This is a genomic window from Paenirhodobacter huangdaonensis, from assembly GCF_004022465.1.
Taxonomy (GTDB): Bacteria; Pseudomonadota; Alphaproteobacteria; order Rhodobacterales; family Rhodobacteraceae; genus Rhodobacter; species Rhodobacter huangdaonensis.
Window position 1 is genome coordinate 1 of the sequence record NZ_SAVA01000015.1, and the last position, 23,913, is coordinate 23,913.

General features: G+C 66.5%; 20 protein-coding genes and 1 pseudogene. 5 read left to right on the forward strand and 16 right to left on the reverse strand.

The features are described from left to right. The 9 genes from eutB to EOW66_RS18170 all read right to left on the reverse strand — a co-directional run. Positions 1–747, reverse strand: a 747-nt coding sequence (gene eutB, locus EOW66_RS18130) for an ethanolamine ammonia-lyase subunit EutB (RefSeq protein ID WP_164881186.1), incomplete at its 3' end; no start/stop codon positions are given. 7 nt (positions 748–754) lie between these two features. Next, positions 755–1,696, reverse strand: coding sequence for a choline kinase family protein (locus tag EOW66_RS18135; protein WP_206363737.1), 942 nt, complete (start codon positions 1,694–1,696; stop codon positions 755–757). Next, positions 1,693–2,643, reverse strand: coding sequence for a phosphotransferase (locus EOW66_RS18140; RefSeq protein WP_128157749.1), 951 nt, complete (start codon positions 2,641–2,643; stop codon positions 1,693–1,695). The genes EOW66_RS18135 and EOW66_RS18140 overlap by 4 nt, the downstream gene beginning before the upstream one ends. Then, on the reverse strand, positions 2,640–3,926 hold the full coding sequence (locus EOW66_RS18145; RefSeq protein WP_128157750.1) for a Zn-dependent hydrolase: 1,287 nt from the start codon (positions 3,924–3,926) through the stop codon (positions 2,640–2,642). Before EOW66_RS18145 ends, EOW66_RS18140 begins: the two co-directional genes overlap by 4 nt. After that, complete coding sequence (locus tag EOW66_RS18150; protein ID WP_128157751.1) at positions 3,919–5,775, reverse strand: ABC transporter ATP-binding protein; 1,857 nt, start codon at positions 5,773–5,775, stop codon at positions 3,919–3,921. The genes EOW66_RS18145 and EOW66_RS18150 overlap by 8 nt, the downstream gene beginning before the upstream one ends. 1 nt (position 5,776) lies before the next feature. Next, complete coding sequence (locus tag EOW66_RS18155; RefSeq protein WP_128157752.1) at positions 5,777–6,685, reverse strand: ABC transporter permease; 909 nt, start codon at positions 6,683–6,685, stop codon at positions 5,777–5,779. Further along, on the reverse strand, positions 6,685–7,665 hold the full coding sequence (locus EOW66_RS18160) for an ABC transporter permease (RefSeq protein WP_128157753.1): 981 nt from the start codon (positions 7,663–7,665) through the stop codon (positions 6,685–6,687). The genes EOW66_RS18155 and EOW66_RS18160 overlap by 1 nt, the downstream gene beginning before the upstream one ends. A gap of 63 nt (positions 7,666–7,728) precedes the next feature. Continuing rightward, positions 7,729–9,303 (reverse strand): ABC transporter substrate-binding protein, encoded by a 1,575-nt coding sequence (locus EOW66_RS18165; RefSeq protein WP_128157754.1) that lies wholly within the window; start codon positions 9,301–9,303, stop codon positions 7,729–7,731. 75 nt (positions 9,304–9,378) lie between these two features. After that, positions 9,379–10,173, reverse strand: a complete 795-nt coding sequence (locus tag EOW66_RS18170) for an inositol monophosphatase family protein (protein WP_128157755.1) — start codon at positions 10,171–10,173, stop codon at positions 9,379–9,381. Between the two features lie 259 nt (positions 10,174–10,432). Between EOW66_RS18170 and EOW66_RS18175 the strand changes: the two genes are divergently transcribed. Beyond that, positions 10,433–11,197, forward strand: a complete 765-nt coding sequence (locus EOW66_RS18175; RefSeq protein WP_113902139.1) for a DeoR/GlpR family DNA-binding transcription regulator — start codon at positions 10,433–10,435, stop codon at positions 11,195–11,197. Between the two features lie 221 nt (positions 11,198–11,418). On the opposite strand, the gene EOW66_RS18180 is transcribed toward EOW66_RS18175, so the two are convergent. The 3 genes from EOW66_RS18180 to EOW66_RS18190 all read right to left on the reverse strand — a co-directional run bounded on the left by EOW66_RS18180 (position 11,419) and on the right by EOW66_RS18190 (position 13,357). Next, positions 11,419–11,604 carry a hypothetical protein gene (locus EOW66_RS18180; protein WP_128157756.1) on the reverse strand — a complete coding sequence of 62 codons (186 nt, stop codon included), beginning with the start codon at positions 11,602–11,604 and terminating at the stop codon, positions 11,419–11,421. An 85-nt stretch (positions 11,605–11,689) separates the two neighbouring features. Next, positions 11,690–12,478 carry an alpha/beta hydrolase gene (locus tag EOW66_RS18185; protein ID WP_128157757.1) on the reverse strand — a complete coding sequence of 263 codons (789 nt, stop codon included), beginning with the start codon at positions 12,476–12,478 and terminating at the stop codon, positions 11,690–11,692. A 474-nt stretch (positions 12,479–12,952) separates the two neighbouring features. Further along, entirely contained in the window at positions 12,953–13,357 is a 405-nt protein-coding gene (locus EOW66_RS18190) for a DUF1214 domain-containing protein (protein ID WP_275402055.1), read from the reverse strand. 48 nt (positions 13,358–13,405) lie between these two features. On the opposite strand from EOW66_RS18190, the pseudogene EOW66_RS18195 reads away from it, so the two are divergent. Beyond that, positions 13,406–14,026, forward strand: a pseudogene (locus EOW66_RS18195) (transposase). Between the two features lie 474 nt (positions 14,027–14,500). On the opposite strand, the gene EOW66_RS18200 reads toward EOW66_RS18195, so the two are convergent. Then, positions 14,501–16,168 carry a hydantoinase B/oxoprolinase family protein gene (locus EOW66_RS18200; RefSeq protein ID WP_128157759.1) on the reverse strand — a complete coding sequence of 556 codons (1,668 nt, stop codon included), beginning with the start codon at positions 16,166–16,168 and terminating at the stop codon, positions 14,501–14,503. Between the two features lie 4 nt (positions 16,169–16,172). Then, on the reverse strand, positions 16,173–18,209 hold the full coding sequence (locus EOW66_RS18205) for a hydantoinase/oxoprolinase family protein (protein ID WP_128157760.1): 2,037 nt from the start codon (positions 18,207–18,209) through the stop codon (positions 16,173–16,175). Between the two features lie 552 nt (positions 18,210–18,761). Here EOW66_RS18205 and EOW66_RS18210 point away from each other — a divergent pair. Genes EOW66_RS18210 through EOW66_RS18220 form a run of 3 tightly spaced genes read left to right on the forward strand, consistent with a single transcriptional unit; the run spans position 18,762 to position 22,040 of the window. After that, positions 18,762–20,249 (forward strand): aldehyde dehydrogenase family protein, encoded by a 1,488-nt coding sequence (locus EOW66_RS18210; protein ID WP_128157761.1) that lies wholly within the window; start codon positions 18,762–18,764, stop codon positions 20,247–20,249. Between the two features lie 16 nt (positions 20,250–20,265). Beyond that, positions 20,266–21,657 (forward strand): NAD(P)/FAD-dependent oxidoreductase, encoded by a 1,392-nt coding sequence (locus tag EOW66_RS18215; protein ID WP_128157762.1) that lies wholly within the window; start codon positions 20,266–20,268, stop codon positions 21,655–21,657. Between the two features lie 11 nt (positions 21,658–21,668). Next, positions 21,669–22,040, forward strand: a complete 372-nt coding sequence (locus EOW66_RS18220; RefSeq protein WP_128157763.1) for a cupin domain-containing protein — start codon at positions 21,669–21,671, stop codon at positions 22,038–22,040. A gap of 28 nt (positions 22,041–22,068) precedes the next feature. Here EOW66_RS18220 and EOW66_RS18225 read toward each other — a convergent pair whose 3' ends face one another. Together EOW66_RS18225 and EOW66_RS18230 are read right to left on the reverse strand one after the other, a co-directional pair. Further along, on the reverse strand, positions 22,069–23,376 hold the full coding sequence (locus tag EOW66_RS18225; protein ID WP_128157764.1) for a TRAP transporter large permease: 1,308 nt from the start codon (positions 23,374–23,376) through the stop codon (positions 22,069–22,071). Between the two features lie 12 nt (positions 23,377–23,388). After that, positions 23,389–23,910 (reverse strand): TRAP transporter small permease subunit, encoded by a 522-nt coding sequence (locus EOW66_RS18230; protein ID WP_239017629.1) that lies wholly within the window; start codon positions 23,908–23,910, stop codon positions 23,389–23,391. Between the last annotated feature and the right edge of the window lie 3 nt (positions 23,911–23,913).

Genomic DNA, 23,913 nt, shown 5'->3' on the forward strand with positions numbered 1-23,913 from the left:
CGCGACCGACTGGAAGATCAGATCGACCGGCGCGCCCGCCTCGAGCAGCCGCACCGAATTCGTGACATGGGTCAGCACGCAGCTCTGCGTCGGGATCTCGAGGCTTTGCCGCAGCGCGTCGAGCGCCACCAGCAGGTCACGGCAATTGCCGAGGTTGTCGGAGGCCGGGTTGATGCCGATCACCGCATCGCCCGCGCCGTGCAACAGCCCGTCGAGGATTGACACCGCGATCCCCTGCGGGTCGTCGGCCGGGTGGTTCGGCTGCAGCCGGGTCGAGAGCGTGCCGCGCGTGCCCAGCGTGTTGCGAAACGCCGTCACCACCTCGCATTTGCGCGCGACGCGGATCAGGTCCTGATTGCGCATCAGCTTCGAGACCGCCGCGACCATCTCCGGGGTGAAGCCCGGCGCCGCGGCGCGCAGGGTCCCGGCGGTCGCCGCGGGCGACAGCAGCCAGTCGCGCAGCGCCCCCACCGTCATCGAGCGGAACGGCGCGAAGGCCGCCGCATCATGCGTGTCGAGGATCAGCCGCGTGACCTCGTCGACCTCATAGGGCACCAGCGCCTCGGTCAGGAAGGTCGCAAGCGGCAGATCCATCAGCACCCGCCGCGCCGCCACCCGTTCGAGCGCACTGCCCGCCGCAATCCCCGCCAGCGCATCACCAGACCGCTCCGGCGTCGCCGCAGCCATCACCGCCGCAAGGGTGTCGAAGCGAAACCGTTCGCCGCGTGCCGTCGCCCGATATCCCATCAAAACCTCACAGATTGCGCAGATGCGCGGGCCAGTCCGGGTGGCCGGTGATCTGCCGGAACCGCATCAGCTTCCATACCCCGTATTTATGGAAGTCGAAATCGAGACGCGAGACCTTGAGCTGCACCATCGACCACAGCGCCCATTTCACATCCGCGAGCGCCTTGTGCACGGTGACGCGGGCAACGATGTCGCGCCGGACCTCACCGAAATACGCCTCGATCAGCTCGAGCTCCTGTTCCGGCGGAAAGAACATCTCGCCGAACCAGATGCCAAGGTCATAACAGCGGTCGTTCATCGAGGCATATTCATAGTCGATCAGCATCACCGAACCATCGGGCCCGATCATGAAATTGCCGGGCATCGGATCGTTGAAGGAGGGCACGAGATCGAGCCCCGAAGCCATCAGCGCCTGTCGCGCCAGATCGGCGTTGAACATCACCCAGGCCTCGTCGCGGTAATGCGGCGCGCCGAGCGCCGCCACCTGCGCGGCATGCTCGTCGATCATGTCGAAGACTGTCTTCGTCAGGCCGAGCGCGGGCATGCCGTGCATCCTGCGATAGGCCGCAATCGCCGCGCGCCGCTTTGCCGGATCGGCGAAGTCACTGTGCGTCGAGGGCCGCCGGTCGGGCAGGAAGTCGTTGATCTCGATGCCCTTGTGCGCAAGGTCCTCATAGACCCGCGGGCCAAGCCCCGCCGCCGCCGCCTTGCGGGCGGCATCGAAGGCGGCGATCCGGTCGATGAACATCTCGGTGCCGGTGCCGGGCACCTTCACGAACCAGTCGCCGCTGCCATCGGTGGCGGTGACGCGCCAGTTCTCGTTCGAGATCCCACCCGAGACCGGACCATAGACCATCCCCAGCCCGCCGCGGAACAAGGGGGCCTCGAGAATGGCCGCCTCGATCGTCTCTTCCATCGGCGTTGCCGCCGTGCCCAGAGATTTCATCATGCCTGCCCCCTGACGATGCGGATCTTTTCCTCGAACCCCGGATGGTTCAGCGCAAGGCGCAGCCGCATCAGCCGCCATTCGCCGTATTTCTGCCATTCGACGCCGCCGCGCACCGACCGATGCGCCTGCAGCCGCGACCACAGCCCGTGCAGCATGTCATCGACGAAGGACCACAGCCGCGCGCGGGCGAAGGCCACCGCGTCGAAGCCACCGAGATAAGCGACGAAGCCGGGCATCATGTCGGTCTCGAAATCGGTGATCTCGGCCAGCAGCGCGCCGACCTCGTAGAGCGGATCCATCATCCCGGCCCGGTCGAAGTCGATCAGCCGCACGCCGCCCGGCCCGACCAGCAGGTTCGAGGCCGCGCCGTCGTTGCGGCAGGGCGCCAGCGCGGCATCCTCCATCATCGGCTCGCACAGCGCGATGACCGCGCGCAGCCAGCCGGTGTCGGCAGGCAGCGGCGCGCCGATCTCGGCAAAGCCCGCGATCAGCCGGTCGATCTCGGCGAAGGGGTCGAAGCGGTGCGCAAGCGGCGCGGTGGCCTGCAGCGCGCGCAGCGCCGCCATCGCCGCGGCGACAATGGCCGGGTCCTGCAACACCGCCTGATTGGCGGTGCGCCAGCCCGCGGCGGGCAGAAGCGCCGTCATCGCGATCGCCCCTGCCCCGGCATCCGACCACAGGACCTCCGGCCCGACGCCGATCTCGCCCGCGGCCCGGGCGAGGCTCATCGCCGCGGGCAGATCGAAGCCCGGCCGCATCTCGGGGTGGATGACCTTGAGGAAGACCGGCCCGGCCGGCGCCTCGACGACGATCGAGGTGCTCTCGAGGGCCTTGTAGCTTGGCGAGGCAAGCGGCCCCGGCCCGGGCGTGACCGCGGCCCCCTCGGGCAGGCCCGCGGCCCGGCAGGCGCCGGCAAGGGTGTCGGGGGTGACGAGCGGCGCGGTCATGCGTTCGCCCCCACCGCCTTGTCGAGGTCGCCCCCCGCCTGATCGACGCGCCGCACGATATCGACGAAGACGTCACAGCCCGCCGCCAGATCCTCGGGCGAGGTGTATTCGTCGTTGCGGTGGATCACCCCGTTGACCGAGGGCACCGCGATCACGATCGCGGGCAGGATCGCGTTCACCGCAACGGCGTCATGGCCGCCCACGGTGTCGAGTTCCATCCGCGGATAGCCGAAGGCATCGGCGGCCTGTTCGGTCAGCTTCACCAGCCGCGGATCGAACCGGCCCGCCGGGCGCTCGTCGATCGCGGCGATCTCGGCGCTGACATGCGCCTGCGCGGCCAGCCCGGGAAGTGCCTTGCGCAGCTCGGCGAGCGACCAGTCGAGCATCGCCTGCTCGGGCGAGCGCAGCTCGGCGAAGAGGATCGCCTTGCCGGGCACGATGTTGGGCGAGTTCGGCGAGATGTCGACCCGCGCCACCGAGGTGTAGAGCGTGTCGGCCGCGGTCTCGGCCAGCTCGCGCACCTTGGCGATGATGTAGGCCGCGCCGAGAACGGCGTCCTTGCGTTCCTCCATCGGGGTCGGGCCGGTGTGGTTCTGCTCGCCGGTGACCTCGATGCGGACCTTGTAGGCACCCCAGTGCCGGGCATAGGGGGCGATGCGGGCGCCGGCCTGCTCCATCTTCGAATCCCCCTCGATGTGGATTTCCAGATAGAGGTCGGGCTTCGGCATCACGCCGGTGCCGTTGAACCCGGTGCGGACCAGCTCCTCGCCCACGCTCTTGCCGTCGCGGTCGCGCCGCGCCAGCGCCCAGTCGCGCTCGACCAGCCCCGCCCAGACCGAGGAGCCGAGCAGCGAGGGCTGAAACCGCGCGCCTTCCTCGTTCATCCAGTCAGCGACGACATAGTTGCATTTCGGCGCGATGCCCTGCGCCGCGGCACTCGCGCGCCAGCTTTCGACAGCCGCCAGCGCCGCCATCACGCCATAGGCGCCATCGAAGCGGCCGCCCTTCGGCTGGCTGTCGAGATGCGAGCCCAGCATGACCAGCGGCGCGTCGGGCCCGGCCAGATCAATGCGGCCGAACAGGTTGCCGATGTCGTCGATCACCACGGTGTAGCCGCGCGCCGTCAGTTCCGAGATGAACCAGTCGCGCGCCGCCTTGTGGGCGTCGGTCAGCACCGGGCGGTCGACCCCGCCATCCCCGGTCGAGCCGAATTCGGAGACCTTCTCCATCAGGGCCTGGAAGAGGCCCGCATCGATCTGCGCAAGGTCAAGGGTGTCAGACATCGGAGTGCTCCATCGGTTCATCGGAAGTCACGGAAGGGTCGGGAACGAGGAAACAGGCGGCAAGCGCCTGACCTCCACGGGTGCGCAGCGCCGGGTTTTCGGCGCGGCAGCGGGCAGTGACGCTCGGGCAGCGCGAGGCGAAGGCGCAGCCCGGCGGCAGGTCGATCGGGCTCGGCGGCTCGCCGTCGAGCAGGCAGTCCTCGGGCCGGTAGCGGCGCGGTTCGAGCGTCGGCGCGGCGGAGAGCAGCGCGCGCGTGTAGGGGTGGCCCGGCTCGAAGAACAGCCGCTCGTTCGGGGCCACCTCGACGGTCTCGCCCAGATACATCACCGCGATGCGCGAGCAGACCTGCCGCACCATCGTCATGTCATGCGAGATGAAGATATAGGTGAAGCCGTGCTGCGCCTGCAGCCGCTCGAACAGGTCGAGCAGCTTGCCCTGCTCGGTCTGGTCAAGCGCCGAAAGCGTCTCGTCCATGATCAGCAGCCGCGGCTCCAGGATCATCGCGCGGGCGACGTTGAGGCGCTGGCGCTGGCCGGCCGAGAGCCCGGTCGGCAGGCTTTCATAGATGTCCGCAGGCAGGCCGACCTCGTTCATCACCGCGCGGGCGCGTTCGCGCCGCTCGGCGGCGGTGCCGATGCGGTGGATCTTCAGGGGCTCCTCGAGAATCGCGCCGATCGCGCTTTGCGGCGGCAGCGAGCCATAGGGGTCCTGCAGCACGAGCTGGAACTTGCGGCGCAGCTCGCGCAGGCGCGCCGGACTGGCCGCACCGATGTTCTCGCCCTCGAAGAAGATCGTGCCGCCATCGGGGCGTTCGAGCCCGGTCAGCAGCCGCATCAGCGAGGACTTGCCGCAGCCGGATTCGCCCACGATGCCGAAGTTGTCGCCGGGGAAGACGTCGAAGGTGACATCGCGCACCGCCTGCACCAGCGCCTTGCCGCTCTTGCCGCGGGTCTCGTAGGCCTTCGAGACGCCGCTGACCGACATGATCGCGCGCTGGTCGCGTTTTTGCGGCGCATCGTGCCCCGCGGGGCCGCCCTGCCACAGCGTCGGCAGTTCTGCGATCAGGGCGCGGGTATAGCTGTGTTCGGGATGGGCGACGAGGGCGGCGGGGGCCTGCCGCTCCACCACCCGGCCCCGGTGCAGGACCATCACCTCGTCCGAGGCATCGCAGGCCACCGGCAGCGAGGAGCAGATGAACAGGATCGCGGTCGAGAACTCGGCGTTCAGCTCGCGCATCAGCTTGAGGATCTGCGCGGCCACCGTGACGTCGAGCGGCTGCGTGATGTTGTCGGCGATCAGCAGCGCCGGATCGGAGATCAGCGCATCGACGATCATCGCGCGCTGCATCATGCCGCCCGAATACTGGAACGGGTATTCGTGGAAACGCCGCGCGGCCGCGGGAATGCGCACCGCAGACAACAGCCGGATCGCCTTGTCCTTCGCCTCGGCGGGGGTGATCTCGGGGCGCACCGCGCGCAGCTTCTCGACCAGCTGCGCGCCGACCGTCATCGTCGGGTCGAGTGCGCCGGCCGGGTTGCCGCCGACATAGGCGATCTCGCGCCCGGCAAGGCTGCGCGCATGGGCGGGGTCCGCGAGCAGGTCGCGGCCGCGAAACAGCACCTCGCCCCCGGTGACCCTCAGCGGCGCGGAGAGCCAGCTTGCGATCGCGCGGGCGAGCACGGTCTTGCCGGAACCGCTTTCGCCGATCACCGACAGGATCTGCTGCGGCGCCAGATCGAAAGAGATCCGGTCGAGGATCGGACGCGCCGCACCGCCCCCTTCCTCCGCCGCGACCGACAGATCGCGCACCGACAGCAGCACCTCGTTCCGGACCATGTCGAGCGACATCTCACGCACCTCCGTAGATCGCGTTGCGGGCGCGTTCGAGCGCGGCGCCCATCAGGTTGATGCTGGTCAGCGTCAGCACCAGGAACACACCGGGCATGGTGGCGATCCACCAGGCGTTCATCAGGTATTTGCGGCCGTCGGCGATGATGTTGCCGAAGGTGGGGGTGGGCGGCTGCACGCCGAGGCCGAGAAAACCGAGCACGCTTTCGAAGATCATCATCCGCGCGATGTCGAGCACCGCGACGAAGCACATCGGCGGCAGCACCAGCGGCAGGATCAGGGTGAACATGATCCGCAGGTCGGTGGCGCCCAGCACCATCGCGCCGCGCACGTATTCCTTCTTGCGCTCGGCCATCACCGTCGAGCGCATGACCCGCGCATAGACCGGCCAGCCCGCAAGACCGAGCACGACGATGATCGCCGGGATCGTCGGACGCGAGACGCCGAGGATGGTGATCGCGAGGATGATCATCGGGATCGACAGCTGTGCATCGGTCAGCCGCATCAGCACGGTGTCGACCCGGCCGCCGTAATAGCCGGCGAACAGCCCGACGAGCGCGCCGATCAGCACCATCAGCACCGTCGTCGAGATGCCGATCAGCAGCGAATAGCGCAGCCCGACGAGCGCCCGCGCCAGCATGTCGCGGCCCAGCTGGTCGGTGCCGAGCGGATGCACCCATTTCCAGCCCTCGCCCAGCAACAGCGGCGGCGCGAGCTTGTCGCGGATCGCCATCTTCAGCGGGTCGATGCCGCTCAGCCAGGGATAGAACAGCGCCGCAAGCAGCAGCACGGTGAAGACGACAAGGCCGATGCGGAACTCGACCGAGGACAGCGCGTGCTGCCAGATCCGGGCGGAGACGGTCTTTTCCCGGGCGATGGCGCGGGGCGGGGTGATGTCGATGCTGCTCATCAGTAGTCGAGCCTCGGGTCGATGGTCGTCGCCAGCAGGTCGACGACGATGTTGATGAGGACGAAGGCCGCGGCGGTGACGACGGCGATGCCCTGGATCAGCGGAAAGTCACGCTGCATCACGGCATTGATCGTCAACAGGCCGAGCCCCGGATAGTCGAAGATGAATTCGATCACGAGCACGCCGCCGAGCAGCATCGAGAACTGCACGCCGAGCAGGTTCAGAAGCGGCACCGCCGAGTTCTTCATCGCGTGGCGAAAGACGATCTGGTTGCGGGTCAGGCCGCGCACCCGGGCAATGTCGATGAAATTCTGCCCCATCACCCCCGCAACCGAGACCGAGAGGTTGCGGATGATGAAGGGCGCGATCTCGAGCGCCAGCACGAAGGCCGGCAGGATCGTGTAGGCAAAGCCCTTGTAGCCGATCGCCGGCAGCAGGTTCAGCTTCACCGACAGCAGCAGCGCCAGCACGATGCCCAGCCAGAAGTTCGGCAGGCTGACGAGCAGCGAGGACAGATAAAGCGCCAGCCGGTCGGGCAGCCGCCCCGGATTGAGCCCGCCCCAGACCCCGATCGGCACCGCGATGATCAGCGCGAAGACCATGGCCAGAAGGGCAAGCTGGATCGTCTTCGGTGCCGTCTGCGCGATCAGGTCGAGCACCTTGGCGCGCTCGGATCGGGTGCTGTCGTCGAAACTCGCGCCGCCGACGGCCGCCCCGTTCGCCGGGCGCACGAAGCTTTGCCCCAGATCGCCTTGCAGCACGCCGCCGATGTAGCGGCCGAACTGTTCATAGATCGGGTCGCGCAGGCCCATCTCGGTCGCGATCTGCTCGATCAGCGCCTCGGGCGCCATGCCGCCCGCCATCAGCCGCACCGGATCGCCGGGGACGACGCGCAGCAAGGTGAAGATCAGCGCCGAGACCAGGAAGACGATGATCGCCCCCTGGAAGAGCCGGCGCACGAGAAAACGGAGGATGGACATCGACTGCTCCGGGCTGCGTGCCTGTCGGGGGAACCGGGGCCGCGAACGCGGCCCCGGCAGGGATCATCCGAGCGTGGCCTTCGAGGCGTCGCTCAGCCCGTCGGGGTAGATGAACAGGTCCTGCACATCGGCGCGCATGCCGTGGATCAGCACCGAGGTGAACAGGCTCAGCGCCGGCACCTTGTCGGCGAGCATCGGCATCAGGTTCGTCTGCAGCGATGCCTTGCGCGCCTCGAGCGAGGGGGCGTTGCGCTCGGCATCGAGCGCGGCGTCGATCTCGGGGTCCTCGATGCCGCAGATCCGCTTCGAGCTCGAATGGAAATGCGTGCGCAGCACCAGATCGGGCTCGGGCGAGCCGGTCGACCAGCCGCAATCGACCATGTGGCCCGGGCCGCCGCCGGGACGGTCATAGAGGCGCTCGTTCCAGGCCGCGACCTCCATCACGTTCAGCGTCACCGGGAAGCCCTGTTCCTGCAGCATCGCGGTGATCACCTCGCCATATTCCTTGGTCTTCGGATAGAAGCCGGTCGAGGTGATGTATTCGAGTTCCGGCAGCCCCTTGCCACCCGGGAAGCCGGCTTCGGCCAGCAGGCGCTGGCATTCGTCGGGGTCGTATTTCGGATAATTCGGCAGGTCGACATAGCCGAACTTGATCGGCGAGATGAAGTTCGACGAGGCATGCCCGGCCGAGCCCATCACCTCCATGATCATGTCGCGGTCGATCGCATGCGCCGCCGCCTTGCGCAGGCGCAGATCGTTGAACGGCGGTTTCGAGCAGCGGAACCACAGGTATTTGTTCTCGACCGAGACGAGGCGCGAGAGCTTGATGCTCTTTTCCTTTTCCAGCGTCTCGACCTGTTCGGGCTCGAGCCGCTCGATGACGTCGGCCTGCCCGTTCATCAGCGACAGCATCCGCGTGGTGGCATCGCCGACGAAGGAGAAGGTGACGCCGGCAATCTTCGGGGCGCCCTTGAAGTAGCCCGGGAAGGCCTCCATCACCGTGTCGTTGCCGCGCTGTTCGACGAACTTGAACGGCCCGGTGCCGTTCAGCCGCTGCGTCAGCGCGCCCTTCGGCCCCTCGGCCACGTCCTTGGCCGACAGGATCGGCAGATAGGAGGCGAGGAAGATGAACAGCGAGGCGCCGTAGCCCCCCTTCGAGGTGTCGACGATGACGGTGTAGTCATCGGGAGTGGTGATCTCGAAGGTGCCGGTCGGGCCGGGATAAACCTGCTTCGGCCGGTCGGGCTGGGCGCCGTATTCGAAGGTCGCCTTGACATCCTCGGCGGTGAAGGGCTTGCCGTCGTGGAAGGTGACGCCCTCGCGCAGCTTGATCTCGAGGTGGTGCGCGTCGATCTCGCGGATCGAGGTGGCGAGTTCGTAGATCACCTCGTCGGGGGTTTCGGGGCGCATCGGGGCCCGGGTCAGGAAACCCATGACGAAGCCCTCGATGTTCGACTGCGACAGCGTCGTGTGCGAGGTCGGGTCCCAGTTGCCGGTGATGTTCTCGGCCGAAAGGAAGGTCAGCGGCCGCATGTCGGCAGCGCGGGCCGAGCTGAAGAGGAAGTCGGGATTGATCCGGGGCGCGGCGAAGGCCGCCCCCACCATGGCGCCGTACCGAAGGAACTGTCGTCTTTCCATGCTGTCAGTCTCCTGTTGGATCTTATGGTTTTTTCTGTCTTTTTTGGGTCTTGTCGTCTTGCGTTGGCGCGGTCGTCACGCCGCCTGTGTCGCGCGCAGCCCGGCCAGCCGGTCAAGCATCGCCGCATGCAGTTCCGGAGTGGCCGAGGCCAGCACATCGCCGCGCGAGGAGGTGCTCAGTTCGCCCCCCTCCCAGTCGGTGATGACGCCGCCCGCGCCGCGCACCACCTGCACCACCGGCAGGTAGTCATAGGGTTCGAGGCCGGTCTCGAGCACGAGATCGCACCAGCCCGAGGCGAGCAGCGCATAGTTGTAGCAATCGCCGCCGAAACGGATCATCCGCACCGAGCTGCGCAGCAGCTCGAACACCGGCGCCTTCGTGCCGGTGAACAGCAGCGGGTCGGTGGTATAGGCGAAGGCCTCGGCCAGATCCTTGCGGCCGCTGGTGTGACAGGGGGCGCCGTTGAGCGTGGTCTGCTGCCCGCGCAGCCCGCACCAGCGCTCGCCGGTCACCGGCATGTTGATCATGCCAAGGCAGGGCTTGCCGTCCTCGAGCAGCGCCATCAGCCCGCCGAAGAGTGGATGGCCGGTCACGAAGCTTTTCGTGCCGTCGATCGGATCGACCACCCACACATGCGGGCGATCGAGGTTCACCGGCCCCTCTTCCTCGCCATAGATGCCATGATCGGGATAGGCGGCGCCGATCCGGGCGCGCACGAAGGCCTCGATGCCGCGATCGGCCACCGTCACCGGGCTGTCGTCCGCCTTGTGCTCGACGGCCAGCGGATGGCGGAAATGCTCCCGCGCGATCCTGCCCGCCTCGTCGACGGTCTCATTGGCGAAATGCAGCGCCTCTGCCAGGTTCAGCATGATCGGGTGCCTCTTCAGTTCTTGTGGAATCATTCGGTCTTGCAGGCAGCTTGCAGGAGGAGTGCCGCGCAAAACCACAAAAAACACAAAAGAAAGCACGTAAATCCATAAGTTGACTATTATATCTGCGGGATTCCTTTCATTTCGCCAAATAAATACGCAAAAAACACGATCAATGACACAGCCATCCACATAAACGCAAATTCAATGACGCCCCGCGAGGCACATGCTACAGATCACGAAACGGAGGGGAGCAGCGATGTGGGCTCATGAACGGAAGTCGAAGATCCTCGAGATCCTCGGGCGCGACGGCAAGGTCTATACCAACACCCTCGCACAGCTCTTCGACGTCTCGCGCGAGACGGTGCGGCGCGACCTGCTCGAGATGGAGGAGGACGGCGACATCCTGCGCGTGCATGGCGGGGCGATGCAGCGCCGGCCCGACATCACCCCCGAACCCGCCTTCCATGAGCGGCGCGGGGTGCAATCCGAATTCAAGGCGGCGATCGGCAGTTGCGCCTGCGATCTGATCCCGCCGGGCTCGACCCTGTTCATCGACGCCGGCACGACGACACTTGCCTTCGCGCAGGAGCTGGCGCGCCGCGGCAACATGCGCATCATCACCAATGCGCTGGAGATTGCCCGGATCACCGCCCCGGTCGACAGCTGCGACACGCTGCTGCTGGGCGGGCGGCCGCACAGCGACGTCCCCGCGACCTATGGCGAGATGACGCTTGCCGAGATCGACCGCTTCCTCGCCGATTTCGCGGTGATCTCGCCGGTCGGCATGCACCCGACCCGCGGCGCCACGGATTACGAGATCCACGAGGCAGAGGTGGCACGCACGATGATGCGCCGCGCCCGCGCCTGCATCATGCTGTGCCATGCCGACAAGATCGGCATCGAAAGCCGGGTGACGATCTGCCGCCCCGACGAGATCGACCATCTGGTGACCGACAGCCGTGCGCCCGTCGACCTGACGCTGCTGCGCGGCACTGTGCATTATGCCCGCCCCCCCGCCTGACCGCCGGCAGACGACACGGCCGGGCCGGCTGGGCCGGGGGCGACCGGGCGGGACGAAACGCAGGGGAGCGCGGCGGGTGTCGCCGACACCTCCCCCGAATAGAAGACACCGAGCGGCGTGCGGGCATCGGCAGTCAGATCCAGATGCACCAGATCGCCGGTAAAGGCCCAGCGGCCCCCGACGCGCCGTGCCGGAAAGCATCACGCCGAAATCGAGCGCCTTCAGCGCATCGCCAACGTCGAGTTTGGATTCAGCGGTCCCATAGGGGTGTCGACCTTCGTCACGGTATCGGGGAGCCACATGTACGACGACGGATCATAGCTCCAGCCGGTCTCCTGCGCAGAGGCCGGCGCCGTCGTCCCGCACAAGGCAAGCACGGCCGCGCATTGGCACATCGACTGTTTCATCCTGTTCAAACCTCCTGAGGCGCAGCACGGAGCGCGGCGCGGCTGCACATGGAAAGAGAGGGCGCGGGGCGCGCCGGCAGCATCGTCATCGCGCCAGTCCTTGCCCGATGCCGGTGAAGCCGAAGCCGATCGTCTCGAAGACAAAGGCACCCGCGCCACGCAGACTGCCGGCGCCAAACCTTTGCTGACTGGCCGGCAGGTGATTGTAGAGCACGGCGAACTGGTCGGTCCGGCGGTGCGCGATTGTATCTGTATCGAGCGAGGTGACATCGACCAGACGCACGCCGAATTTCATCGCCGCTTCCGCGAAACGGGGGGCGGTCAGGTCGGCCTTGCCGATCCGGTCGTGGCTGACCGCCAGGAACCGGGACGCGCAGAGCGCCCGATCATCCGGGGCGACGGTCACGGTGATCGGTGGTGTCAGCTTGCCCACGATCCGCGCCTCTTCCCAGAACAGATCGACGTCGATGTCGGGATCGGCCAGCACCACCTCCAGACGATCGAGCACGTCGCGGCGCCCCATCAGCCGAAGCTGCACCAGCGCTTCCATCATCAACCGTCCGCCCATGCTGTGCGCAACAACGACCGTCCGGCCGATCTTGCGCGACCGGGTCAGTGTCGTCAGCAGATCCGCAAGATAGGCCCGCGAGAAATCGGCGGCATCGCGGTCGGAAACATAGGCCATCAACTGGGCATTCGATGGCCAGGTGAAGACCACCGGCACGCCCTCGCCCCCGGCGTCGACGGGAATCTGCGCCGCGCGATAGAGCGCCTCCTGGGCGCTGGTGTTATAGCCGTGAACATAGAGGGCGACGTCGGTCTTCCCTTTGCCCTCGGCCGCAAGACCGTTCAGGAACCCCTTGCGATCAAGCACCCAGCGGCGGGGGGGACGAAATCACTGGCCGGGTCCGGTACCCCCGCCCTGGGCCATTCGATTTCCGAAGCCTGATGCCCCGGCGGGATCGAGATCGCGAAGGAGGAATAGCTCAGCCCCCTCTCGCGCTCGGCGTTGTAGATCTCGGGCGCCTCCGCAGAGGTGCTGGTTCACAGAGGCACCTCGTGTCGTCGCCATGAAGACCCGGACCTGCCGGGCATCGGCCGGTGGCGCGGCCTGCGTCCCGGCGAGCAACAGCAGCTCCGGGCCGGGACGCAGGCTGCACCCCGCCAGAAACAGAAGGGGCACGATCAATGCGAAACAGACCGCCGGAAGGTCGGCGCGAAAGGCGCGGAGGGACAGCCCCTCGCTCGGGTCCCGGCCCGCCGTCCGGTGGCGCAATGAGACGGCCCCCCGATCCGGCGGCGGTATGGTTGCGACCTCTGCTGCGCGCTTGCATCTGTGCACGCGGGCTCAGGCGCGTGCACAGATGGCAGGCGCGATCCAGATGCCGTCGAGGGCAGACTGCTTTGGCAGGTAGAGCCGCAGGACGGCAGCAAACGGTCCGTCGGGTGTCGGCAGCCAGTTGCTCTCGAGATCGGCGCCCGGGCTGTCCTTTTGCAGATAGAGCAGGATGTCCCCGTTCGCCTCGCCTTTCAGCCCGGGCAGCATCGGCGAGTTGATCAGGTAGCGGTCAAGCGGATTGCGCACGAGGAACCGCGTTTTCGCGTCATACATGGTCAGCGACCAGAACGCCCCGACCGGCGGCAATTGCCCGCTGCGGATGCGCATCACATAGTCATGCGGCGCAGCATCGAGCGGTCTATCCGATGATACGTAACCGGTGCATAGGTCAGTGAAATTGGCTTTGTTGCACAAATCCCGCCAGGGATTCCTCTCGTGAAATGAGCGAGGCGGCCGGGCCGCATGAGCAGACCGGCACCTCCGACCTGCATGACCAAGACCGGCCTGCCGATCACGAAGCGCTGAAGCCCCGGAGCTCACTGACGATCCGGTTTGATCCCGAGAGGACTTCGGAAGCTGCGCCGATGGGCAGGCGGAGCCGCCAGCAGAGCTTCAGCGACACCGCCATCCAAACCTGCCTTTCGATGAAAGTGCTGTCCGGCATGGCGCTCCGGCAAACGACCGGGTTTGTCGAGGGTCTGCGGCAACTGGTCGGCCGTCAGAAAAGTTGAGCAGTGAATACCCTCTATCGCGAGTCCAAGGGCCCGCTGCACCTGTTGATCGACAGCACGGGCATCAAGTTTCGCGGGGATGGCGAATGGCTGGCCCGCCGCGCTGGCACGAAACAAAACCCTGCACACGACCCGGCACCGCGGAAGGGCGCTCTGGAAGACGTGGGCTGACGACCAGATCCGAAGCCGGGGCGAAGCCCAGATGAACCGCCTCAAGCTTTTCGGCGAGCGGATCAAGTGCCGAGATCCCGACCGCCAGACCGCGGAAATCCAGATCCGCATCCCTCGCGGCGGCGCTCGGTCCAATGGCGCTTACCGCTCAGTCCTGAACCGCTTCCCGGCCCTCGGATAGGCCGAGATCGAGGCCATCGCCTGAAAAGCCACGCGAAAGGAGCCCCTCAGCCCGAACGCTGATTTGCGCAACAACACCCTTTCAATGGCCCTAACCTTGGCCCCGGATGTCGGGGGCTGCAACGGGGCTGGCCCTCGCCTTGCTCAAGGAAGGCTCGGTCGAGCCCTGTCTGCAGATGACATCAAGACGTGTCGGATCATTGCTTCGCGCCAGCGCCTGCACATCGGGACAGGTGCGAAAGCCCTGTTCTGGATGGCGCGGTCGCCCATCACGGCTTCGCAAAATGCCGCCCCCGGAGGACCGAGCTGTGCCAGCAGGCGCGCGGGCGGCCATTCCGCTTGCCGTCGAGGCGCGGAGGGCATGTGGTCGGGCGCGCCTTCCGGGGGTGTATTCCGGGCGCGCGCGCCCGGTGAGTCCAATGAAATCCGCCCACGTGCAGCCGGCCCGGAAACATGCGTTCCCGGGCCGGTCCGCTTACGACATGCCGTAGACTCGTGCCGCGTCGTCGGTGGTCAGCAGCCCCTGCGCGATCTCGCGCCGCAGCAGGTCGCGGTCGCGCTTCTTCGGATCGCCGAAGCCGCCCCCGCCGGCCGTTTCGATGATCAGCCGGTCGCCCTTGAGCAGTTCGGTATTGCCCTTGGACGGCAGCGAAAGGAAGGCGCCGTCGCGCTCGACCATGAACCGCGACTGCTCGCCGCTCTCGCCCTCGAACAGACCCCAGGGCGCGATCTTGAACCGGTCGGAATAGGAGTTGAACGTGACGCCATCGGCGAGGATGCGGTAGACACGCCGGGCCCCGAGGCCGCCGCGACGTTCGCCCGCCCCGGCAGAGCCCCGGCGCAACGTGTATTCCTCGATCCGCATGAACGGATAGTCGGTTTCCAGCGATTCAACCGGCACGTTCGAGCAGTTGCCGACATAGCCGTCCACGACATCGGCGCCATCCGCACCCGCCGAGGCGCCCCAGCCGCCGCCGACCACTTCCATGTAAACCCGGTAGCCCTCGGGCGACATGTGCCCCATGCCGATCGCGTTGGTCGTGTCGTGCCCCGAGGCCAGAACCTGGTTCGGCACCACCTCCGACATCGCCAGCATGATCACGTTGTAGACCCGGTGGCAGGCATTGTTACGGGCCCGCACCGCGCGCGGCTCGCTGGGGTTGAGGAAGCTGCCATAGGGCACGTTGATCGCGCGGATCGGACGGTAAAGACCGTCATTCACCGGGATGCGGCCGCCGCCCAGCAGGATGCCGATTGCGCCATAGGCCGCCGAGATGGTCGCGGCGAGCGGCGAGTTGATGATGCCCTTGGTCTGCGGCGCGCTGCCCTCGAAATCCAGCTCGAGCGAGTCGCCGTCGACCGTGATCTTCACCGCCACGCGCAGCGGGTCCGGGCTGAAGCCGTTGTCGTCGACGAAATCCTCGGCCTGATAGATGCCGTCGGGGATCGCGCTGATCGCCTCGCGCGCCAGACGCTCGGAATAGTCCTGCAATTCGGCCGCGCCGGCCAGCACCGTCTCTTCACCGAAGCGTTCAAGCATCTCGATGAAACGTCCCTCGCCGGTCCGGTTGGCGGCGAACTGGGCATAGATGTCGCCCATCACCTCGTCCGGCGGGCGCACGTTGATGCGGATGAACTGTTCCAGCAGGCCGTCGCCGAGATCGCGGTGGACGTTGAACCGCGACAGCGGAATCCGCAGACCTTCCGAGAAGATGTCATTCGCCGAGGCATTGGGGCCCGCGGCGCCGCCGCCGGTGTCGATGTGATGGCCCAGAGACGCGCTGAACGCGACCAGCTTGCCGCGGTAGAAGACCGGCGTGAACAGGATGATGTCGTTCAGATGCTGCGCACCGCTGTAAGGGTCGTTGGTGATCAGCCCCTCGTCGGGCTGGATCGTCGACAGATCGAACTTGTTGGCGAAAGCCTCGAAGACCTTGCCGAACGAGTTCATGTGAATCGGACAGAACTGCGCCTGCGCGATGATCCGGCCATTGCGGTCCAGAAACGACGTCGAACAGTCCCGCGCTTCGCGGATGATCGTCGAATAGGCGGACCGGACCAGCTTTTCGCCCATTTCCTGCGCGATGCCGTGCAGCCCGTTGCTGATGATGTTGAAGGTGGCTTGCGTGAGTTTGTCGGACATTGGATTACGCCTCGCTGGTCAGGATAAGAGCGCCGGTGCGGTCGACCGTCGCAGTCCACCCCGGCGGCACCAACGTCGTCGCCGTCGGCTCTTCGATGACGGCGGCACCGGTGATCTCGGCTCCGGGCAGCAGATCGCCGCGCCAGTAGTAGCTGCAGGAGACCGGCGCGCCGGCGAAGGTAATGGTCCCGCTCTCCACCGGTTGCGGATCGGACACCACATCGACGGGCCGGGTGAGCGAGGACATCACGTCGCTTTCCGTGGCCACCGAGGCCGTGAGGCGGAAGGTCACGATCTCGACATCGCCCATGGAGGCAACCGCCCCGTAGCGGGTTTCATGGGTCGATTTGAACAGGCCCAGAACGTAGTCCTTGCCCTCGCGCTCCAGCCGGTCGAGATCGACGTCGGAGAGCAGTTCATAGCCCTGACCCTTGAAGCGCATTTCAAGCTCGTAGGCGAAGGCGATGTCTTCCGCCTTGCCGCCGAACTCGGTGAACTCGGCCTCGGCCTGCCTGCGGATGCGGTCAAAGGCGGCGCGCACGTCCTCGGCGACGGTGTCGGTGACGCGGATCAGGTTGGTCTCGCGGTAGATGCGCTTGAGGTCGGCCACCAGCAGCCCGAGCGCCGAGAACAGCCCCGGATAGGGCGGCACCACCACACGTTGCACCTTGAGTTCGGTGGCGGCCAGCGCGCCGATCATCGGCCCCATGCCGCCATAGGCATAGATCGCATAGCCCTTGGGGTCATGCCCGCGCTGCACCGACACCAGGCGAATGCCCTGGCTGATATGGGCGACACTGATGTCGATCATCGCCTGCGCCATCGCCTCGGGCGTCTCGTTGCTGCCAAGGCCAAGAGCCGCAAGCGCCTCGGTCGCCCGCTCGGGCTGCAGGGTCATGCGTCCGCCCAGGAACCGCTGCGGCCGGATCCAGCCCAGTTGAACGAGAGCATCGGTCAGCGCCGGGTCTTTCCCGCCGTGGCCATAGCAGGCCGGCCCCGGACGCGCGCCCGCCGATCGCGGCCCGACCTGCAACATGCCGCCGGCGTCGATCCAGCCAAGGCTGCCGCCGCCCGCGCCGATATTCGCGATGTCGATGCTGGGCAGGCCCACGGGCAGACCGTCCACCTCGGTCTCCGAGGTGATCTCGGGCGCACCGTTGGCGATCAGGCAGATATCCGCACTGGTTCCGCCGACATCGAGGGTGATGACATTGTCATCGCCAATGCTGTCCGCCATCCGCACGGCCCCGATGACACCCGCCGCCGGGCCGGAATTCAGCATCTCGACGCCGCGCCCGTGCGAGCCGCTGCTGGGCAGCACACCGCCCGAGGACTGCATGATGAACAGGTTGCATTCCGGCGAGCCGGCGTCGAGGTGCTGCTCCAGCCGTTCGAGATAGCGCCCGACCAACGGCACAAGATAGGCTGCCATGGTGGTGGTCGAGGCGCGCTCGTATTCGCGGAAGGTGGGCAGCACGTCCGAGGACAGCACCACAGGAAGGTCCGGGGCGCGTTCGGCGATAATCTCGCGGACGCGCTGTTCGTGCTGCGGGTTGCGATAGGCGTGCAGCAGGCAGATTGCCAGGGCCTCGGGTTGCTCCTTTTCCAGCAGCAGGTCCAGAGTTTCGATCAGCGCCGCCTCGTCCAGCGGGGTGACGATCTCTCCGTTTGCGTCCACCCGCTCGCGGGCCTCGACGCTGAGGTTCAGCGGCACCAGCGGTTCGGGCTTGTGGCAGGCGATGGCATAGACGTTCGGGCGCAGCTGCCGTTGCAGCAGCAGCAGATCCTTGAACCCTTCGGTGGTCAGCAGCGCGGTCCGGCACCCCTTGCGTTCAATCACCGCATTGGTTGCCACGGTCGAGCCGTGAAACAGCCGGTCCAGACCGGAAAGGTCGCCGTCCAGCGCCGAGGTCAGACCGTCCAGCACCCCGATCGAGGCATCATGCGGCGTGGAGGGAACCTTGTGGCTGTGCACGACGCCACCTTCGATCCAGATAAGGTCGGTGAAAGTGCCCCCGACCTCGATTGCCATTTTTACCATGTTTTCCGTCCTGTATGCCGCGCTAACGGCAGAAATTAGTTATCGCGTGGCGCGACTTGCGTCGTCGCGCCCTGCGCGCGTTGCACGCCGGTGACCGATTCATGATCGGAATGTCTCGTCCCGACCCGGAAACGGCACGCTGGAGCGCGCTGCCCGGTCGGATTGCAGGATGCCTTGTCGGCCTCTGCCCGATCACGATGTTCAAAAGACTATTGGTTAAACAGATTGATGCAAGATAATAAAATTGACCGTATTTGATAAATGAATTCACGAAATATGAGCCATGCGAGCTTCGCAGGTCAAAACAGCCGCAGCGGAGAACGCGCCACTGGCAGCGTTCTTGCGAGATTATTTCGTTAAATGAACTCGCGCCTTTCGCGAAGTTAATTGATTTGCGTCAGGTTAATTCCTGCCGTTACGTTCCGATGAACGCGGAAAGGGCCCTGCCGCACGAACGCGGCGATGGACCCGGTCAGCCGGAACCGGCAGTCGCGACAGCCTGCGCCGGGTGCTGCTGGCAGACGCCGTCAGGTTCGTCAGACGGAGGATTCGATGCACAGAACCAGTCTCTATATCGACGGAACGTTTACCCCCCCCGAGAGCGGCCGGCACTTTCCGGCAATCGACCCGGCGACCGAGGACCCCTTTGCCGAGGTTGCGGCCGGTCAGGCGGAGGACATCGACCGGGCTGTGCGTGCGGCGCGGCGCGCCTTCGATGCAGGGGGATGGTCGGGGCTGGACGGAAAGGACCGTGCCATCGTGCTGCGCCGCATCGCGGACGGCATTCGGACCCGGCTGCACGACATCGCCCTGCTTGAGGTCCGGGACAATGGCAAACCGCTGCCCGAGGCCGAATGGGACGTCGGCGATGCGGCCTTCTGTTTCGACTACTACGCCGACCTTGCGGAACATCGCGCGACGCAACCGGCTGAAACGGTCGATCTGGGCGATGCGCGTTTCGAGGGCAAGATCCACCGCGAGCCCCTGGGCGTGATCGGCGCCATCACCCCCTGGAACTTTCCCCTGCTCATGGCGGTCTGGAAGGTCGCACCGGCGCTTGCCGCCGGCTGCACCATCGTGCTGAAACCATCCGAACTCTGCTCGCTCTCCTGCGAGGCACTGGCCCAGGTGATCGACGCCGCCGGGGTGCCGCCCGGCGTCTTCAACCTTGTCACCGGGACCGGGCCGGAGGCGGGCCAGCCGCTGGCCGATCATCCGCTGGTCGATAAGCTGGCCTTCACCGGCTCGGTGGCCACAGGCCGCAAGGTGATGCAGGCCGCGAGCGCCGGGATCCGCGCCGTTTCGCTGGAACTGGGAGGCAAATCGCCCTTCGTGGTCTTTGACGACTGCGACATCGACAAGGCCGTCGAATGGATCATGTTCGGCATCTTCTGGAACAAGGGCGAGGTCTGTTCAGCCACCTCGCGGGTTCTGGTGCAGCGCGGGCTCTACGACCGGCTTCTGGACCGGCTGCGCACCGCCGCAGAGGCGATCGTGATCGGGTCGGGAGAGACGCCGGGCGTCAAGCTCGGGCCGCTGGTATCGAGGGGCCAGTATGACAAGGTGCGCGCCGCCATCGAGGCGGGCCGCCGGTCCGGCGCCCGTCTGATCACCGGCGGGGGCCGCCCCGCGGGGCTGGACCGTGGCTATTACCTGACACCGACGATCTTTGCCGATGTCCCCACGGAGGCGGCGATCTGGCGCGAAGAGGTGTTCGGCCCGGTCCTGTGCATCAATCCCTTCGACACCGAGCAGGAGGCCATAGAGCTTGCGAACGACAGCCCCTATGGTCTTGCCGCGGCGGTGATGTCCGACGATCCCGACCGCTGCGACCGCGTCGCGGCAAGGCTGCGCGCGGGCGTCGTCTGGATCAATTGCTCGCAGCCGACCTTCACCCAGCTGCCCTGGGGGGGCTACAAGACATCCGGCATCGGCCGCGAACTGGGCCAGGCCGGGTACGATGCCTGTTGCGAGATCAAGCAGATCACCCGCTTCGACCACAACCTGCATTGGGGCTGGTACCTCGATGCGCCGAAATGACCCTGCGGAGGCACCGATGACAACCGCCCTGAAGAGCCTCGCCACAGCGACGCGCACCCCTTATTGGAAAGAAACCGCCGGACCGCAGCCGGAGTGCCCGCCGCTGCAGACGGATCTGCGCTGCGACCTTGCCATTGTCGGGGGCGGGTTCACCGGGCTCTGGACGGCGCTTGAGGCGCGACGCCGCCTGCCGGATGCGCGGATCGTGCTGGTCGATGCCGGGCTTTGCGGCAATGCCGCGTCGGGGCGCAATGGCGGGTTCTGCGCGCCCTCGATCTCGCACGGGATCGGCAATGCAATGCAGCGCTGGCCGAACGAGGCAGAGACCCTGATCCGCCTCGGGCGCGCCAATCTGGACGATTTCGAAGCCGATCTGGTCGAGTATGGCATGGAGGTGGAGTTCGAACGCGCGGGCAAGCTGACGGTCGCCGCGACCCCCTGGCAGATCGAGGGGCTGCAGGCTCAGCAGGCGCTTTCCCAGCGGTTCGGGGTCGAGGCCCGCTTCCTTGAAGGCGACGCCCTGCGCGAGCGGCTGGCGTCGCCCCTCTACCCGGCCGGTCTGTTCGAGCCGAACTATGCGCTGCTGAACCCCGGCAAGATGGTGGCCGAGCTGCGGCGTGTCGCGCTGGCCAGGGGGGTCGAGATCCACGAGGCCACGCCGGTGAGCGGGGTGGCAAAGCAGGCCGATGGCGTCACATTGCTCACGCCGGGCGGACGGATCGCGGCGGCCCGGGTGGTTCTGGCGACCAATGCCGCGCCGCCGCTTTTGCGCCGGTTGCGCAGCGCCGCCATCCCGATCTTCGACTATGCCATCGTGACCCGCCCGCTTGACGCGGACGAGCTGGCCGCGATCGGCTGGGCTGGCCGGTATGGCATCGCCGACAGCGGGAACCGGTTCCATTACGTCCGCAAGACCGCCGACAACCGCATCCTGTGGGGCGGCTTCGACGCGGTCTATCATTTCGGGTCGCGCCGCGACGCCGCCTTCCTGACCGAGAGCGACAGCTTTGAACGCCTCGCCCGGAATTTCGCCCGCGCCTTGCCGCCGCTTGCCGATGTGCCGCTGACCCATGCCTGGGGCGGGATCATCGACACCTCGGCGCGCACCACCTTCTTTGCGGGAACGGCGCAGGGCGGTCGCGTGGCCTATGCGATGGGGTTCACCGGGCAGGGCGTCTCGGCCAGCCGGTTCGCGGCACTGACGATGCTCGACCTGCTCGAGGGGCGCGAGACCGAACGGACGGCCCTGCGCATGCTGCGCCGCCCGCCCTTCCCCTTCCCGCCGGAACCCTTGCGCTGGCTTGGCATCCGCATGGCCCAGCACGGGCTTGCGCGTGAGGACGAAACCGGGCGGCGCTCTGCCTTCAACAAGGTCCTCGACGCGTTCGGCGTCGGCTTCGATTCATGAAAGGAAACAGCATGACCCGCTCGCCCCGGCACGTTCTGGACTTCAGTGATGCCTCGGTTCCGGCGGTGGAAAGCGCCGTCTCGGACCCCGCCGTCGTCGACCGGCCCTACAGCGCCCGCAGCTGGCGGCATTTCCAGCGTCAGGGCGGCGGCGCCCTCGCCGGGATCTGGGAGGCCGAACCGCATCTCGAGTGCGTCGACTGCGATTATGACGAGCTGTGCCATCTGCTCGAGGGCCAGGTGCGGCTGACCGATGCGAGCGGCGTCTCCCGGGTTTTCGGGCCGGGAGACAGCTTCGTCGTCGCCGCCGGGTTCTCCGGCACCTGGGAAAACCTGACGCCTGTGCGCAAGGTCTTCTTCATCCTGAACCCGTCCCGCGCCTGAGGGGGGCAATACGCCCCCCCCTGCCCCGTCAGCGCATCAGCGACGGCAGGTACAGGCTGATCACCGGAAAGGCGACCAGCAGTGCCAGGGTGATCAGGTCGACCGCGATGAACCAGCTCACCCCGCGGAAGATCGAGACCAGTGGCACCCGGTCGCCCAGGGCGGCCTTGACGATATAGACATTCAGGCCGACCGGGGGCGTCACCAGGCCGATCTCCAGCAGCTTCACCAGAAGGATGCCGAAATAGATCGGCTCGATCCCGGCTTCTCGAACCACGGGCAGGATGATCGGCATGGTCAGAAGCAGGATGCCGATGGAATCCAGGAAGCATCCCAGGATGAGGTAAAGCACGGCGACCATCGCGATCACGATGAGATCGGTCGAGCCGAACGCCAGCAGGGAGGACGCGATATAGCTCGGCACGCCGCTGAGCGTCATGAACTTGCCCAGCAATGTCGTCCCGATCACCACCATGAAGATCCCCGCAGTGCTGGCGAGCGTCGCAAGACCGCTGCGGTAGAGCGAGTGCCAGCTGAGCGACCGCCGCGCGGCGCCAAGCGCAATCGCCAGCGCCGCCCCGACCGCCCCGGCCTCGGTCGGGCTGAACAGGCCGACGAAGATGCCGACGAGCACGCCGACGATGATCGCCGGCAGGGCCCAGACCTCTTTTGCCGCATCAAGGAAATCGCGCCGGCTGAAGGATTCGGAAACCGCCGGGGCCAGCCCGGGATTCAGCGAACACCGGATGACGATCATCCCGATGAACATGGTGGCCGACAGAAGACCCGGCAGGAAACCCGCCATGAACAGCTTGGCGATCGAGACCTCGGCGAGATAGCCGTAAAGCACCATCAGGATGCTCGGCGGGATCAGCGATCCAAGCGTGCCCGAGGCGGCGATGACACCTGTGGCAAGGCCCGCGTCATACCTGTAGCGCAGCATTTCCGGCGTAGCGATGCGGGCGAAGGCCGATGAGGTGGCGACGCTCGACCCCGACGCCGCCGACAGCAGCGCACAGGCCCCGACACTGGCCACGGCCAGCCCTCCTGGCAGCCAGGACAGCAGGATGCGCATCGCCCGGAACAGGCCGGCGGAAATCCCGGTTTCGGCGGCGATGAATCCCATCAGCAGGAACATCGGGATCGCCGTCAGGTTCCAGTCGCCGACGAAGTTGAAGGGCACCGCGGTTAGCATGCCCCAGGCGGCCCGCATATTCAGCAGCACGCCGATCCCGATGAACGAGACCAGCCCCAGGGCGACCCCGATCTGCACGCGCAGCAGCAGCAGGATCAGGCCCGCGCCCAACCCCAGGAATCCGATTGTCAAGTTATCCATTACTGTCTCTGTTCAGCTCTCGATGTCTTCGGGCACGTCCGGAGAGGGGTTGAAACCGGGATCTGTCGCCGCCTGCCATGCGTTGGCGACAACCATCAGCAGCGCCGCGGCAAAGCCGACGGGCAAGGCCAGCTTTGCCGGCCAGATCGTCAGGAAAACCGCGCCCATGATCATTTCATGCATCCTGAAGGATCGCAGCGCATCGGCCCCGGTCTGCCAGGTCAGCAGGCCGAAGAAGGCCGCCGTGACCAGGTATGACGCCACGAGGACCCAGCGTTGCGCCGCTTCGGGCAGCATCCGGTAAACCAGATCGACCGCGATGGGTTCTTTCTTCAGCTCGACGAAGGCAAGCGGGAGAAAGACCACAAGCACCATGTGATAGACCGAAATGATCTCGAGATTGCCGGGGATCGGACGGCCGGCAAGATTGCTTGCCAGCACGTCGATCACGGTCTGAAGCATCATGAGAAACAGGCTCATGATCGCGACGACGGCCAGCCCTATGGCGAGACGTCTTGTCCAGCGTAAAAACAACCG